This is a genomic window from Pseudomonas sp. TWR1-1-4 (genome assembly GCF_049897165.1).
GTDB lineage: Bacteria > Pseudomonadota > Gammaproteobacteria > Pseudomonadales > Pseudomonadaceae > Aquipseudomonas > Aquipseudomonas canadensis.
Genome location: NZ_JAFCVS010000002.1, coordinates 720930 through 735239, shown reverse-complemented (window position 1 = coordinate 735239; position 14310 = coordinate 720930). Strand labels below are relative to the sequence as shown.

15 protein-coding genes are annotated in these 14310 nt (G+C 58.5%); 5 read left to right on the top strand and 10 right to left on the bottom strand.

Features of this window, described 5'->3' with window-relative positions:
• Positions 1-87: 87 nt before the first annotated feature.
• Positions 88-1836 carry a phosphoethanolamine transferase CptA gene (locus ACP7C6_RS08080; protein WP_028615893.1) on the bottom strand — a complete coding sequence of 583 codons (1749 nt, stop codon included), beginning with the start codon at positions 1834-1836 and terminating at the stop codon, positions 88-90.
• A gap of 160 nt (positions 1837-1996) precedes the next feature.
• Positions 1997-2176: a DUF6026 family protein gene (locus tag ACP7C6_RS08075; protein WP_205032473.1), complete on the bottom strand. Its 180-nt coding sequence runs from the start codon at positions 2174-2176 to the stop codon at positions 1997-1999.
• 270 nt (positions 2177-2446) lie between these two features.
• Here ACP7C6_RS08075 and gnd point away from each other — a divergent pair, with 270 nt between their 5' ends.
• The 3 genes from gnd to ACP7C6_RS08060 are packed head-to-tail and all read left to right on the top strand — an operon-like array spanning position 2447 to position 5771.
• Positions 2447-3430, top strand: a complete 984-nt coding sequence (gene gnd, locus ACP7C6_RS08070) for a phosphogluconate dehydrogenase (NAD(+)-dependent, decarboxylating) (RefSeq protein WP_021491799.1) — start codon at positions 2447-2449, stop codon at positions 3428-3430.
• Complete coding sequence (zwf, locus tag ACP7C6_RS08065; RefSeq protein WP_426108587.1) at positions 3427-4950, top strand: glucose-6-phosphate dehydrogenase; 1524 nt, start codon at positions 3427-3429, stop codon at positions 4948-4950. The genes gnd and zwf overlap by 4 nt, the downstream gene beginning before the upstream one ends.
• Positions 4947-5771, top strand: coding sequence for an HAD family hydrolase (locus ACP7C6_RS08060; protein ID WP_236321061.1), 825 nt, complete (start codon positions 4947-4949; stop codon positions 5769-5771). Before zwf ends, ACP7C6_RS08060 begins: the two co-directional genes overlap by 4 nt.
• 66 nt (positions 5772-5837) lie before the next feature.
• Here the strand turns inward: ACP7C6_RS08060 and ACP7C6_RS08055 are convergent, their stop codons facing one another.
• Entirely contained in the window at positions 5838-6098 is a 261-nt protein-coding gene (locus ACP7C6_RS08055; protein ID WP_028615896.1) for a hypothetical protein, read from the bottom strand.
• A gap of 342 nt (positions 6099-6440) precedes the next feature.
• On the opposite strand from ACP7C6_RS08055, the gene ACP7C6_RS08050 reads away from it, so the two are divergent.
• A complete protein-coding gene (locus ACP7C6_RS08050; protein ID WP_122685332.1) occupies positions 6441-7766 on the top strand; it encodes a sigma-54 dependent transcriptional regulator in 1326 nt (441 codons plus the stop codon).
• An 85-nt stretch (positions 7767-7851) separates the two neighbouring features.
• Here ACP7C6_RS08050 and ACP7C6_RS08045 read toward each other — a convergent pair whose 3' ends face one another.
• The 7 genes from ACP7C6_RS08045 to ACP7C6_RS08015 form a co-directional block, all read right to left on the bottom strand.
• Entirely contained in the window at positions 7852-9156 is a 1305-nt protein-coding gene (locus ACP7C6_RS08045) for a hypothetical protein (protein ID WP_426108586.1), read from the bottom strand.
• Between the two features lie 49 nt (positions 9157-9205).
• Complete coding sequence (locus ACP7C6_RS08040) at positions 9206-9949, bottom strand: hypothetical protein (RefSeq protein WP_068937922.1); 744 nt, start codon at positions 9947-9949, stop codon at positions 9206-9208.
• 38 nt (positions 9950-9987) lie between these two features.
• Positions 9988-10668, bottom strand: a complete 681-nt coding sequence (locus ACP7C6_RS08035) for a C39 family peptidase (protein WP_028615900.1) — start codon at positions 10666-10668, stop codon at positions 9988-9990.
• Positions 10669-10728: 60 nt separating this feature from the next.
• A complete protein-coding gene (locus ACP7C6_RS08030) occupies positions 10729-11469 on the bottom strand; it encodes a hypothetical protein (protein WP_028615901.1) in 741 nt (246 codons plus the stop codon).
• A 67-nt stretch (positions 11470-11536) separates the two neighbouring features.
• A complete protein-coding gene (locus ACP7C6_RS08025) occupies positions 11537-12088 on the bottom strand; it encodes a hypothetical protein (RefSeq protein ID WP_028615902.1) in 552 nt (183 codons plus the stop codon).
• Positions 12088-12543: a hypothetical protein gene (locus ACP7C6_RS08020; RefSeq protein WP_028615903.1), complete on the bottom strand. Its 456-nt coding sequence runs from the start codon at positions 12541-12543 to the stop codon at positions 12088-12090. The genes ACP7C6_RS08025 and ACP7C6_RS08020 overlap by 1 nt, the downstream gene beginning before the upstream one ends.
• A 329-nt stretch (positions 12544-12872) precedes the next feature.
• Positions 12873-13868, bottom strand: a complete 996-nt coding sequence (locus ACP7C6_RS08015; RefSeq protein ID WP_122726151.1) for a FecR family protein — start codon at positions 13866-13868, stop codon at positions 12873-12875.
• 142 nt (positions 13869-14010) lie between these two features.
• Between ACP7C6_RS08015 and ACP7C6_RS08010 the strand changes: the two genes are divergently transcribed.
• Entirely contained in the window at positions 14011-14280 is a 270-nt protein-coding gene (locus ACP7C6_RS08010) for a PepSY domain-containing protein (RefSeq protein WP_016979404.1), read from the top strand.
• Positions 14281-14310: the final 30 nt, after the last annotated feature.

Sequence of the window (14310 nt, the reverse complement as noted above, 5' to 3'; positions counted from 1 at the left end):
GCCTTCTCAGTAAGAGAAGGCCTTGGCTCAAAGACGAAAGGAGGCGAGGAACTTTAGGGCTAAACGAGAATGATTGTTATCTTTCTGTTACAAGGGCTCTTGAAGTACCACTTCGGTGGTGTTCTTTTTCGGTTTGATCAGGCTGAAGTCGATCAGGCCTTTCTGTTGACGCTCGTAGGGGTTGCCGATCATCAAGGGGCGAGGCTTGAAGCTGTCGCTGACCAGGCTCTTGCTACGGTCCCACTCATCAAAACTCAGGCCCGCCAGGTCGGCCCAGGTGTGGATCAGTTGGGAGCTGCTGTACGGGCGCTGCAGGTCGCCGGCAAAACTCCAATCGTGGGTTTCGCGCCATTTGGGGGAGGCATAGGCCATGAACGGGATGGTGTACATCGGCGCCGTCGGCTTGCCTTCGTTGCGTCCCAAGGTGCTGTGGCCGGCGGAGTCGAAGACGTCTTCGCCATGGTCCGACAGGTACAACAGGAAACCATTGGGGTCGGTCTTGGCGTAGTCCTTGATCAGGCTAGACACCACAAAGTCGTTGTACAGCACCGCATTGTCGTAGCTGTTGTAGGTCGGCAACTGCGCATCGCTGACGCCTTCAGGTACGCCTTGGCGATCAGTGAATTTGTCGAAGGTCGGCGGATAGCGGTACTGGTAGCTCATGTGAGTGCCCAAGAGGTGCACCACGATGAACTTGCGTTCGGTGGGATCAGCCAGCGCCTTGGAGAAGGGGGCAAGCACGTCACCGTCGTACTGGCGTGCGTTCTGGTTGCGGTTGTTGTTCAGGTACACCTGCTCGTCGGCCTGTTCGGAAAAGGTCGTGAGCATGGTGTTGCGTTTGGTCATGGTCTGCTGGTTGGTGATCCAGTAGGTCTTGTAGCCGGCCTGCTTCATCACGCTGACAATCGACGGGGTCTTGAGGTACAGATCCGGATTTTCTTCGTCGGCGAAGGTCAGCACCTGTTGCAACGCTTCGATGGTGTAGGGGCGTGGAGTGATGACGTTGTCGAACACAGCCAGTTGGTCGCGCAGCTTGTCCAGTTCGGGCGTGGTGTTGCGCGGGTAGCCGTAGAGGCTCATGCGCTGGCGGTTGGTGGATTCGCCGATCACCAATACCAATGTAGATGGCTGGCCGGCCATGCTGTCCTTGAGGTTTTTCAGGGGCGGGATCTGGCTGGCACTGGTGAGCATGCCTTGCATGTTGTCCAGTTGTTCGGTGTAGCGGCGATAGGCAACAATCATCTGCCATGGCACAGCAGGCTCGATGCGGGTTTCGAAACGATCGATGGCCTGTTCCATGTTGTCGCTGGTGGCGATCTGCTTGACCAGCGGATAACCCACCACAGCCAGCACGATGGCCGCCGCAGCCAGCATCGACTGACCGCGAGGCAGATAGACCGGGCGCAAACGGGTCCAGAGGAATACAGCGAAGGCGGTGTGAGCGATGAACGCCAGCACGATCCACCAGGCAAAATACTGGGTGGCGTATTCACCGGCTTCCGAGATGTTCGACTCGAACATGATGAAGATGACGCTTTGGGAAAATTCCTGCTGGTAGATGAAGAAATAACCCAGGCTGGCCATGGAACACGCCCACAACACGACGCCGATCAGCGCGGCGAGCAGGCGTGTACGGCGCGGGAACAGCAACATGGGCGCCAGCCACAGGGCGCTCATGAAGAAGGCTTGGCGAAAGCCACTGAAACCGGAGGTCCCGGTCAGTTGGATCAGCAGTTGGGTAATACCCGAGAAGTACCAGAAGAACAGAAACAGCCAACCAAGACCGGCCCAATCAAAGCCTTTCGCAGACGCAGTGCTGCGTTTGAACATCGCCATCCAGCGCTCCAACCCGATAATTTTTCAGTTGACGCGCAGAGGCGCACGCAACAGAGGCCGCCCTTGCATGGGGCGGCCCTTCGGGCGGGAGTATCGGGAGGTGCATGTGAAAACTTTGTGAGATTTTCGTAGACGTTATCTTACAAAGTGATGACCGGGCTTAGCAGAGGGCAGGCTGGGCGCTGGAGGGCTGGTCCAACTGAGCCTGGATGATATGCGAACGCAGGCGCAGGACTTCCTGCTGTAACTGTTCGCGTTCGTCTTTCAACTGGCGCAACTCGTCGCGTCGGATGGAGACGTAGAGGGTCTGTGGAGGACGGGTCATCTGTGCAGTGCTCATTGCTTACCTCGCAAATAGCCGGTGTGTCGCGGTGTGCCAGAACGCTTGAGTCGAGGTTCTCGGCAGCAGTCAGGGTAATTCTGAATTCTTTTTGCGAGCAATGGAACTTTTTTATTTTTGATGGTCGTGTGACTTTTTGTACCGTGATGCTCAATTGATGGCTACTTTTTTGTCATGAAACTACAGGGATCCGCTCTGGACTAACCCTCATTAGCCTCATTGCGCTATAAACTATGCACACATTTTTTTAGTAGTTAGGAGCATCAGCACATGCAACTGGGGATTATCGGACTAGGCCGCATGGGCGGGAATATTGCACGGCGCCTGATGCTCAATGGGCATACCACCGTTGTTTACGACCGTAACGAAGCCTTTGTAAAAGGCCTGAGCGAAGAGGGCGCCACCGGCGTTGCCGACCTCAAGGCCTTGGTGGCCGGGCTGCAAAAGCCGCGCACCGTGTGGGTGATGCTGCCAGCCGGCGCACCGACCGAAGACACCATCAATGAATTGAGCACGCTGCTGGAAGACGGTGACGCAATCATCGACGGCGGCAACACCAACTATAAGGACGACGTCCGCCGGGCCAAGGCCCTGGCGGAAAAAGGCCTGCACTATGTCGATGTCGGCACCTCCGGCGGCGTCTGGGGCTTGGAGCGTGGCTACTGCATGATGATCGGTGGCGACGCCGAGACCGTGCAGCGCCTCGACCCGATCTTCAAGAGCCTGGCCCCGGGCCTGGGCAACATCCCGCGTACCAAGGACCGTTCAGACAGCGCTGACCCGCGCGCCGAGCAGGGCTATATCCATGCCGGTCCTGCGGGTTCCGGGCATTTCGTCAAGATGATCCACAATGGCATCGAGTACGGGATGATGCAGGCGTTTGCCGAAGGTTTTGACATCCTCAAGACCAAGAACTCGGAGAACCTGCCGGAAGACCAGCGCTTCGACCTGAATGTGGCCGATATCGCTGAAGTCTGGCGCCGTGGCAGCGTGGTTTCGTCCTGGCTGCTCGACCTGACCGCGGATGCCCTGGCGACCGATCCGAAACTCGATGGTTACTCGGGTTCCGTGGCCGACAGTGGCGAAGGCCGCTGGACCATCGAAGCCGCCATGGAACAAGCCGTGCCGGTGCCAGTACTGTCTACCTCGCTGTTCGCACGCTTCCGCTCGCGCCAGCAAAGCACCTACGGCGACAAAATGCTCTCAGCCATGCGCTTCGGCTTTGGCGGCCACGTGGAGACTTCCAAAAAATGACCGCCAACGGCAAGAAACCCAAGGCCGAACCTGCTCCGCCCACCACACTGTTTCTGTTTGGTGCCCATGGTGATCTTGTCAAGCGCCTGCTCATGCCGGCGCTGTACAACCTCAGCCGGGATGGCCTTCTGGGCGATGGCCTGCGCATTGTCGGCGTTGATCACAACGCCATCAGTGATGCGGACTTCGCCAAGAAACTTGAAGACTTCATCCGCACCGAAGCGGCGAGCAAGGTCAAGGGCAATGGCGAAAACGCCCTGGACCCGCAGTTGTGGGCGCAATTGGCCAAAGGCATCAGCTACGTCGAGGGCGACTTCCTCGACGACAGCACCTATGCGGACATCGGCATGAAAATTGCCGACAGTGGCACCGGCAACGCCGTGTTCTACCTGGCCACTGCGCCGCGCTTCTTCAGTGACGTAGTGCAGCGCCTGGGCAGTGCCGGCCTGCTGACGGAAACCGACGACAGCTTCCGTCGCGTGGTCATCGAGAAGCCCTTCGGCTCAGACCTGGCTACCGCCGAGGCGCTGAATGCCAGCCTGCTCAAGGTGATGAGCGAGAAGCAGATCTATCGCATCGACCATTACCTGGGCAAGGAAACGGTACAGAACATCCTGATCAGCCGTTTCTCCAACGTGCTGTTCGAAGCCTTCTGGAACAATCATTACATCGACCACGTGCAAATCACCGCCGCTGAAACCGTCGGCGTTGAAACCCGTGGCAACTTCTTCGAGAAGACCGGCACCCTGCGCGACATGGTGCCCAATCACCTGTTCCAGTTGCTGGCGATGGTGGCGATGGAGCCGCCCGCTGCCTTTGGCGCCGATGCCGTACGCGGTGAAAAGGCCAAGGTGATTGGCGCGGTGCGCCCCTGGTCCCTCGAAGATGCGCGGGCCAACTCGGTACGCGGGCAGTACACCGCCGGTGAAATCGGCGGCAAGCAACTGCCGGGTTATCGCGAAGAAGCCAACGTAGCGCCCGACAGCAGCACCGAAACCTTCGTCGCCCTCAAGGTGATGATCGACAACTGGCGCTGGGTCGGTGTGCCGTTCTACCTGCGCACCGGCAAGCGTATGAGTGTGCGTGACACCGAGATCGTCATCTGCTTCAAGCCTGCCCCGTACGCGCAATTTCGCGATACCGAAGTGGATGAGCTAAAGCCCACCTACCTGAAAATCCAGATCCAGCCTAATGAAGGCATGTGGTTTGACCTGTTGGCGAAAAAGCCTGGGCCGACCCTGGACATGGCCAATATCCAGTTGGGTTTTGCCTACAAGGACTTCTTCGAAATGCAGCCATCGACGGGGTATGAAACCCTGATCTACGACTGCATGACCGGCGACCAGACCTTGTTCCAGCGTGCGGACAACATCGAGAACGGCTGGCGTGCGGTGCAGCCATTCCTGGATGCATGGAAGGAAGACGACGGAATCCAGGCCTATAAGGCCGGTGAAGATGGTCCGGCTGCCGCCGACGCCTTGCTGGCCCGTGACGGCCGTACCTGGCATAGCCTCGGATGAGTGACGCGGCGATTCATCCCGTCCGTTTTATTCTCAGTGATGTGGACGGCACCTTGCTGCATCCGGATCACAGGCTTAGCCCACGCACCATCGATGCTGTTCGTGCATTGCGTGAGGCGGAGGTGTTTTTCAGCCTGGCCAGTGGGCGGCCGCCCAAGGCCATGCTGCATCTGATCGAGACATTTGGTATTGATGTCCCGGTGGCAGGCTTTAATGGCGGCACCTTGATCAACCCGGACGGCAGCATTCTGGTTGCCCATCATCTGCCGGCTGAAGCGGCGCTGGTCACGCTGGCGCTGTTTTCAGCAGAGCCGGATGTGGAAGTCTGGGTGTTTGCCGACGGTGACTGGCTGCGCCGCGACCCGCCAGGGCCGATGATGAAGCGCGAAGCCGATGGCTTGGGCTATGGGCCGATTGTGGTAGAGAGTTTCGAACCCTACCTGGACCGTGTGGACAAAATCGTCGCGGCCAGCAACAACACGCAATTGCTGGTGGAGCTGGAAGCGCAGCTGCAGCCTAAGGTGCAGGGTCTGGCTCAGGTATCGCGTTCGCAACCGGTTTACCTGGACGTGACGGCGATGCTGGCCAACAAGGGCGAGGCCTTGAAGACCTTGGCGGCGCACCTTGGCGTTCCCATGGAACAGACGGCAGCTATCGGTGATGGCGGCAATGACCCGGCCATGTTTCATGTCGCCGGGTTGTCGATTGCCATGGGCCAGGCGGAAGAAGCCGTCAAGCGCCAGGCCAGCGTGGTAACGGGCAGTAATGTCGATGACGGCGCGGCAGAAGCAATCGAGCGGTTTATTCTGGCCGCTCAATAAGCTTTACGCGGACTAACACTGAACTTGCGCTTATCTAAACCGATAAGCGCAAGTTACAGTGCCGGATTACTTCGGCATCGCCCAGGATTGCAACTGGTGGCCATCTTTATCGAGCTCGGCGCGGGCTTGCAACAGCAAGTTTTCCAACTGCGCCGGGTCGCTATAGGTACTCGACGACAATTGTTTGCTGCCGATACGATTGTTGGTGCGGTCGATGACGCTCAGGCTGAGGGCGCCATTGCCGTCATGCCAGGCCACGCACTGAAAGGGCTGGAAGGCACGGTCTGCGATCAAAAGAGCTTCGTTGATGCGGAGCGGGGCGTTCATGTGGGGTTCTCTCTCATTGCCCATTCAAGTGAGTGCCGGCGGTTGGGCTGACCGTGCGGCGGGTTACTTGTACTGATGCACGATGGCGGGGTACGGGTCACATGTTAGAGCAACTATTTTCGATGTTTAGTGATTAATGTCATGTAAGCGGCTGTTTTGAAAGCTGAATGAAAGTTTCGGTGTCGCGTAACTTTTTTGCGTAAACACGCACAGATTGCTTTTTGCCGAGGCTTATAGCGAAACGGTACAAGGTCGGCGTCAAGACCTTGCTAGTGTTAGCGCCAGGCGTCACAAACCGTTGTTTCTAAATAACTTTAACAATTTTGACGCCAAGGAATAGTCATGGTCGTTACACCTGTGCAGCGTCGCTTGCTCGTGGTCGACCCCTGTGACGACTGCCATGGGCTATTGCCTGGTTTGCGTACCGCCGGGTGGGAGGTGGACAGCTGTACGCTGGAGGCCGTGGGCGACCGATCCTGCGATGTCGGGCTGCTGCGCCTGCAGCCCTACCACCTGGAGCGTCCGGAAGCGGTCAAGGAACTGATCGGCCGCAGCGGCACTGAATGGATCGCCGTACTCAGCCAGGACGTGCTCCGCCTGCAGAACGTGGGTGACTTCGTCTGCGAATGGTTTTTCGATTTCCATACCTTGCCCTTCGATGTGGCCCGTGTGCAGGTCACCCTGGGCCGCGCGTTCGGCATGGCACGCCTGCGGGGCAAGGGCCATATGCCGGTGGATGAGCCCGAGCACGAGTTGCTGGGGGACAGTCGACCGATCCGCGAACTGCGCAAGTTATTGTCCAAGCTTGCACCCACTGAATCTCCGGTGTTGATCCGCGGCGACAGCGGTACCGGTAAAGAATTGGTGGCCAAGACCCTGCATCGTCAATCCCAGCGTCACGCCAAGCCGTTTGTGGCGATCAATTGCGGGGCGATTCCTGAACACTTGATCCAATCGGAATTGTTCGGGCATGAAAAGGGCGCATTTACCGGCGCCCATCAGCGTAAGGTCGGGCGTATCGAGGCCGCCAACGGTGGCACGTTGTTCCTCGATGAAATCGGCGATTTACCGATGGAATTGCAGGCCAATCTGCTGCGGTTTCTGCAGGAGAAACAAATTGAACGCGTCGGCGGCAGCCAACCGATTCCCGTGGATGTGCGGGTATTGGCGGCCACTCACGTCGACCTGGAGGCAGCGGTAGAGAAGGGCACCTTTCGCGAAGATCTGTACTACCGCCTCAATGTCCTGCAAGTGGTCACGGCGCCGTTGCGTGATCGCCATGGCGACGTGGCGATGCTGGCCAATCACTTCTCACGTTTCTACAGCCAGGAGACCGGCCGCCGCCCGCGCAGCTTCAGCGCCGATGCGCTGGTGGCAATGGGTGAACACGCCTGGCCGGGTAACGTCCGCGAGCTGGCCAACCGCGTCCGTCGCGGCCTGGTGCTGGCCGAAGGGCGCCAGATAGAAGCCGTTGATCTGGGATTGCACGGCCAACAGGCAATTTCGCCGCCGATGGCTACACTGGAAGACTATAAACACCGCGCCGAGCGCCAGGCGCTGTGCGACGTGCTCAACCGGCACAGCGACAACCTGAGTGTTGCCGCGCGTGTCCTAGGGGTTTCCCGGCCCACGTTCTACCGGTTGCTGCACAAACACCAGATCCGCTAGGGCGGGTAAACCGAAAAGCCCCGCAACGACCCTTATCGTTGCGGGGCTTTTCCTTTTGCTGTCGGCAATTGTGATCTTGAGGCCGCTAGAAGTAGTAAGGGAATTTCAGGCTAAACGTAAAGTCCGGCGCATCATCCGTCATCCCGATCGCCAGGTTCGGCACAATCGTCAGATTATCCGACGCCGCAATCGTCATGCCCACGTTGAAGTAACCGGCGTTGGCATCGCTGGACACCACCGACTGCCAGTCCCCGCCATTGGGCTTGAGCTTGCTTTTACGCTGGATCAGGTCGGAGACCGAAAACGACATACTCATCTTCTCGTTCAGCGCAAAGGCCACGCCGACACCCAGTTGGAAGCTGTCACCCAGGCTGACTTTGCCGCCGACTTTCTGGTTGACGTCACTGCTGATGTCGTCGAACGACTCTTCGAAGTTGTGGGTGTAGGAGAACGAGCCAAACAGCACGGCGGGGTCGAAGGTCTTGACCAGCGAGATCCCCGGCGTGATCGACCAGACTCCATTACCCGTCGGCAGGTTTTCAGGCACGTACAGGTTGTCGTTGGCGGTTGAGCGCACCAGCTTGATGCCGAACGGTTCTTTGCCCGTCGGCGCCTTGACGCGCACCGACACCACAGCATCCGGCAGGGTGGGGGTTTCGTCGAGGAACTTGTAGGCCACACCGAAGTTGACGTCGCCGATGGTCGGGTCGCGGCTCACCGACTCTTCCGAGGTGGCGTTGGCGTTGTTACCCGCACCGCCGGACTGGTAAGTCGATTCGCGGTACACCACCGGCACGTTCACGTCGAACTGCCAGCGGTTGTCGACGTTGTAGCGACCGGTCAGGTCAAGCGTCCAGTTATCCGCCTTGATTCGATCCAGGTTGATATTGCCGAGGAAGATTGAGTCCAGCGCCAGGAAACCGTTGAGCGTGAGCTGGCGTGCATCGTAGCGCGCGTAGGTAATACCGGTTTCAAAGCTGAACTTGCCGTTGCCAAAGAAACCGCTGGCTTCGTTGTAGAGGTTGCTCACGCTCTGCGCCGGCGCCGAATCATCCTTCAGCGACTGGCCGTAAGAACTGCCGCCGCCGCCCGCACCACCGGATGCCGCTGCCGCGCCAGTACCGGCGACGGTGGCGCCGCTGGCTTTCTGGAAGTCCGCTGGGGATTTGGCCAGGCGTTTCGGTGGTGAGGCCGCCGGTTGATCTTCCACCTGACGCACCCGTTGCTCCAATACTGCCAAGGCTTTTTGCTGCACTTCGTAACGCTGCTTGAGTTCCAGAAGCTCCTGTTTGAGAGTCTCGATATCGGCGTCCGGCGCAGCATACAGAACGGATGCGGGCAAGAGCGTACTTAAACAGACCACCGCACGTAGTGATAACGATCGATGCATGAAATAAGCCGTCCTTTTCTAATGCGTAAGTGTCGAGGGTCAGCGTAGTTCAATAACCGAGAGTGCGTAGGCCTTTGAGTTGATCCAGATTGCAATTCAATGCCGGGTTGTTCAGCCCGTTATTCATCACCACATTGAGTTGCGTCATGTTGCTGACGAAGTTTCTGTCACCCGTCAATACGGTGCCTTGCAGCACCTGGCCGCCGCCAATCTGCTGGAGGCTATTGCCTTGGTTGTGGTTGCCCTGGATCGCCATCTGCAAGCCGCCATTGTTGGCCGACACACTCACCCGGCCTGCGGCGCTGTCACCGGTGACGGTGCCGCCGGCAACCAGCACTTTTCCGGATTGCACAGCGTTGGAGGGCGCGAAGCCGTTCTCGGTGACGTTAATGCCGACATTGTTGTAGGCGGTGTTGCCGTCGCCGGCAGCGCGCACGCTTTGGGTCACGCCTGTGCCGGTGCCCAGGCCGGCGCCTCCGCTGACGTTACCGGTGCCAGTGTTCGGAGGGGTGCCCGTACCTGCCGAACCGGTGGTCTGCACGTAAAATTGAGGGGTGATGGTGGAGGAGTCGACTTGCATGCTGGCCTTGCCGGTAATGGTGTCACCCACGGCATTGGTCCAGGTGCTGCTCATGACAATACCAAAGCTGATAATCCGCCCCGGCATCACATAACGACCCCGCAGCTCGGCCATTTCCGAGTCCTTGAGTTCGATCGGCTTGAATGCCGATGAAGCATAAGCGGGCATTGAGGCTGCCAGACACAAGACCGTCAGCCAACGGGAAGTGTTCATCTTTTGCTCCTGGAGCGTCCTGCCCCTTATTGCGCTTCTTAGAAGAAGTCGCTCTGGATGAAACCGAAGTCCATCAGCTCGGCATCGCCTACGGGCCTGAACTCATTCAACTGGTTCTTGGCGGTCAGCGGCATGGGTGGGTCGAGCAGGGCGTTGGCCTTGTCGTAACCTTCACCCAGCACGGCGAAGACGATGCCATTCCAACCTTTGATGAAGTCGTCATGTGAGTAGCGCTTGTGGCCCAGTACCGGGTCGCCGATATAGACCCAATCTTTGTCCGCGCGCTGAAGTACCACGAAATGCTTGTAGCCACGAATCTCCAGCAACACCACCACAGGGATCTTCACGGTAGCCAGCGTGTCTGGCCCGATCTTGTAGCCCCGGGCACGCATGCCGATGCTTTCGAGGTAGCGCTTCATGTCCAGCATGGAGAAGCCCTGGGTACGTACCAGGTCCTGGTCTGCATTGACCAGCATGCCTTTGATGACGTGGTCTTCGTCGACATCCAGCCAATAACCCTGGCGCAGAATGGTGGCGAGTGCCGCAGCACCGCAGCTGAAATCGGTTTTCTGTTCCACCAGGTTGGCGAACCGGCGTTCACGGATACTCTCGACCTTCTTGAAGATGACTGCACCGCCAGGCATGGCGGAGATCGCCATGGTGCCTGCCCAGGTCGGGCCGGTGAGCAGCATCAAGAGGGTGAGGGTCGCGAGGCGCATGATCGTCTGACCTGATGGACACTGAAATAAAAAGGGCCTTGTTGCCAAGGCCCCGTTGGATCAGAAGCGCACGCCGCTGCTGCAGACGCTGCAACCTTGGCCTACCGAGAGGCTGTTGCTGGCTTGGTTGCCTGCACCAGATTGCAGGTTCACACCGATGTTGCCGGAGTTGTTGTTGATCGAGTTGTCAGCACTGGCGTTGTTCGAAACGTATTGAGGTTTGCCGCCATGATGGCCGTACCCGGTGGCAGCGGTGTTGAGGTAGTTGTTGGCGAGCGAGTTTTGCTCGGTGTTGGCAGCCGCTGCGATGTTTTTGCCATCAGCGGTGGTGATTGCCAGGTTGTTTTTGCCTTGGTTGCCTTGACCGGCCTGGCCGTTGTAACCCACGTTGCCGGAGTTACGATTAACGGAGTTATCCAGGGAGGCGTTGTTTTGCGTGCCTTTGTTGACGAAGTTGTTCAGACCGCTGTTTTGATTCACATCGACTACGGCAAACACGGTCAAGAAGTCGCCTTTAGCGCTGGAGATGGCGCCAGAGTTGTCCGCTTGGTTACCACTGCCGGATTGAATGTTTACGCCGACGTTACCGCTGTTGCTGTTGACCGAGTTATCAGCTGAGCTGTTATTTTCGGTTTTTGTATCGTCGAATTTGTTGCCGGCGCTGTTCTGCACATCTGTCACCACGGAGGCAACCACACCGGTTGGTTGAGGCGCAGGGTGCCAGCCACCTGCTTGAGCAGCAGCAGCCATGAGTGCGGCGAGAGCGAAAACCATTGGTTTCAGGGCCATTTGAGGTTTCATGGTGTTTCTCCTTGCTTCTAATTAGTTGGTTAAGTGTTGGTACGGTCTAACTAGTGCTACCAAGCGGTTACTTGATAGTGATGCCCAGGGTGTTAGCCACTCGGTTCCCCACCCCGGCACTCTGGTTCACCTGAATCACTCCTCGGCTGCCGGTGAAGGCCTGGTCGCTTGTCACGACCTGGCGGCTGCCAGTGGTGGGGGTGAGCCCTGAGTCGGTTGCCAGCGTCGTCGTGTTCTGTTGCAACAGGACGCTGTCGTCGATGCTTTGCGGGCCAGGGTTGACGCTGATCCGCACGGCATTGACTAATTGGTTGTTGGCCCCGGCGGACTGGTTGATGCCCAACATGCCGTTGCCATTGCTGAAAGAAGTGCCCTCGATCGCCGCGTTGGCGTTCAGGGAAGGGTCGACGTTGCCGTCCATCCTTTGGATATTGCTGGTGGTGGCCTGGCCGCCGAGCGCGACGGCGCGGTTGTTGGCGGTTTGCTGCTGATTGCCCGCGGCCTGGTTGACCATCAGGTTGCCGCGGTAGTCTTTACCGCTGTTGTTGATCACTGCGGTGTTGTCCGCCATTACCGCGGTGCTGCCCAGCAGGGCCAACAGGAGAAGGGGACGGTTCATTATTTGCCCCCCATCATGCTGCCGATGTTGTTGAGGGGCGCAAGGCCACGCTGGATCGAGTCGCTGATCTGACCGCCCATGCTGCCGCTGCCACCCGAGCGGCTGGCGGCTGCGCCAGCGCCCAGGGTGGACATACTGTTTTGTGTGGCACTCAAGCCGGTGAGGTTGCCGTTGGGCTGCATGGCCCGAGTGATGCCCAAGCCGCTATTGATGTTTCCGAAGTCACGGTCACTCAACTCGCCCGACAGGGCGCCAATGATTTCTCGGCTGGGATTGGCATTGGCGGTCTGGGGATAAGGGTCGGGGCCAAAGGAGGCTCGGCCATACATGTGGCCTTGTACGTCTCGGCCCGTCACGATCACGCCGTCACCCGCCAGGGCTGGAACACTGATGCTGGCGCTTAGTACACAGCTGATCAGCAGTACCTGCATCGAACCTTGAGTGAGTGTCATCACGGCGGCATTCCTTATTCTTCGCGCTGACCCTAAACAGCGCTGTAAGGGATAGAGCAGAAGCCGTGCCGCTTTTTATTTTGTTTTGTTATTCAAGGTGTTGAAGATATTGATGGGCAAAGTGATCGCAACGCTGTTTCAGGCATGAAACAGCACCCCAGCCATTCGCACCTCTCCAGGCACTGCGCAAACGCTTCACTCGGTTGTATCAGCGCTGTAACACCACCGATGACGAAACGATGAATGCGCTACGCATGGGCGCCTCAGGGCAGGGGGGTGTTAAAAAAACGGACACTTCAGGCGTGGCGAAGCCCACAGCTGTGGGCAGCGGCTCAGCCTTTCGGCGTTTTACGCGGGATGGCGTTGAGTACGGGGTTGCCGTCCTGGTTCTGGGTCAGGTAGACCGGCAAAACCTTGGGCAGGGAGGGCACGAGGTTGTTGACCTCGTTGATGTTGTAGATGCCGCCGATGCGAATCGTGCCGGTGTTGGCGTCGGCCAGCATCACCGGTTTGCTCAGGTAGCGGTTGATCAGCGGCAACGCGTCGGCCAGGGCCAGGTTGTCGAGGATCAGCTTGCCTTGGCGCCAGGCCAGCGCGGTGTCGTTCGGCGTGATCGCCCTTACGCGTGGCGTGGCATCGCCTTGTTGGTAGTTGGCCTGCATGCCGGGGGTGAGCGGCACGCTGCCATGCACCTTGTCGCTGGATATCTGCACCGAGCCTTCGAGCAGCATCACGCGCACCTGGTCTTCATACTTCCACACGTTGAACTGAGTGCCCGTCACCCGCACCTGGCCTTCGCCAGCGTGCACGATAAAGGGGTGGGCGCTGTCATGGCTGACTTTGAAGAACGCTTCACCTTTTTTCAGCGTGATACGGCGCTGGTCCTTGTAGTTGCTGTAGACCAGTTCGGTGCCCAGGTTCAGCTCCACCTGGCTGCCATCACCCAAGGTGATCTGGCGCAGACCATTGGCGGCATCGTAGCGTTCATAGGAACTGGGCAGCCAGCCGGCTTCCCAACCGGTAAAGGCTGCCAAGGGTAGGACGGCCAGGCAGATCGCCGCTGCCACGGCGTAGGTGCGTAAGCGGCTGCGGGGTTTGAACGGCACCACGACCGGCGTGGGTTCGTTGCGGGGGAGGTGGTCGGCAACGTCCCAGATCTCCAGCATCGCCGCGTATTCAAAGGCATGCAGCGGGTGGGAGTCGTGCCATTGTGCAAAAGCCTGACGTTCACCCGTGGTGCAATCACCCGCGTGCAGGCGCATGCACCAATGCGCGGCAGCGTCGGTGATGGCGTCGTATTCGGCTTCTGAAAGGGACTTTTCGGTCATTGACTCATCCTGATTTCCCACATTCTAACCTCCGCACGCGGGCGGCGAGAACAGCCGTCATGGCGATTGCACATCAATTGGAACTTATTCTCGTTTGAGAGCACCTAAAAAATTCAGGACATTCCCACCATGGAGAACGAAAATGCTGAAGAAAACCTTAGTCGCGTTGTGTGCAACCACCGCTCTGCTCAGTGCTGGCGCCGCCCTGGCTGATAAACCGGGCGCGGGCTGGATTACCATTGAAAAGGCCATCGAAGTCGCCAAGACCAAGGCGGGCTACGTGGAAGTCTACGCTGCCGAAGCCGACGACAATGGCTATTGGGAAGTCAAAGGGCGCAAGTCCGATGGCACGGTCTATGAAGCGCGCATTGATGGCGCATCGGGCAATATCCTGCGCGATCAGAAAGACTGACGCTGCCTGCCGGGAGCCCGCTCGGGCTCC

Excerpts from the sequence above, each read along its gene's own strand:
- ACP7C6_RS08080 (WP_028615893.1), bottom strand. The coding sequence starts at position 1,836 with ATGGCGATGTTCAAACGCAGCACTGCGTCTGCGAAAGGCTTTGATTGG.
- ACP7C6_RS08075 (WP_205032473.1), bottom strand. The coding sequence starts at position 2,176 with ATGAGCACTGCACAGATGACCCGTCCTCCACAGACCCTCTACGTCTCC.
- gnd (WP_021491799.1), top strand. The coding sequence starts at position 2,447 with ATGCAACTGGGGATTATCGGACTAGGCCGCATGGGCGGGAATATTGCA.
- zwf (WP_426108587.1), top strand. The coding sequence starts at position 3,427 with ATGACCGCCAACGGCAAGAAACCCAAGGCCGAACCTGCTCCGCCCACC.
- ACP7C6_RS08060 (WP_236321061.1), top strand. The coding sequence starts at position 4,947 with ATGAGTGACGCGGCGATTCATCCCGTCCGTTTTATTCTCAGTGATGTG.
- ACP7C6_RS08055 (WP_028615896.1), bottom strand. The coding sequence starts at position 6,098 with ATGAACGCCCCGCTCCGCATCAACGAAGCTCTTTTGATCGCAGACCGT.
- ACP7C6_RS08050 (WP_122685332.1), top strand. The coding sequence starts at position 6,441 with ATGGTCGTTACACCTGTGCAGCGTCGCTTGCTCGTGGTCGACCCCTGT.
- ACP7C6_RS08045 (WP_426108586.1), bottom strand. The coding sequence starts at position 9,156 with ATGCATCGATCGTTATCACTACGTGCGGTGGTCTGTTTAAGTACGCTC.
- ACP7C6_RS08040 (WP_068937922.1), bottom strand. The coding sequence starts at position 9,949 with ATGAACACTTCCCGTTGGCTGACGGTCTTGTGTCTGGCAGCCTCAATG.
- ACP7C6_RS08035 (WP_028615900.1), bottom strand. The coding sequence starts at position 10,668 with ATGCGCCTCGCGACCCTCACCCTCTTGATGCTGCTCACCGGCCCGACC.
- ACP7C6_RS08030 (WP_028615901.1), bottom strand. The coding sequence starts at position 11,469 with ATGAAACCTCAAATGGCCCTGAAACCAATGGTTTTCGCTCTCGCCGCA.
- ACP7C6_RS08025 (WP_028615902.1), bottom strand. The coding sequence starts at position 12,088 with ATGAACCGTCCCCTTCTCCTGTTGGCCCTGCTGGGCAGCACCGCGGTA.
- ACP7C6_RS08015 (WP_122726151.1), bottom strand. The coding sequence starts at position 13,868 with ATGACCGAAAAGTCCCTTTCAGAAGCCGAATACGACGCCATCACCGAC.
- ACP7C6_RS08010 (WP_016979404.1), top strand. The coding sequence starts at position 14,011 with ATGCTGAAGAAAACCTTAGTCGCGTTGTGTGCAACCACCGCTCTGCTC.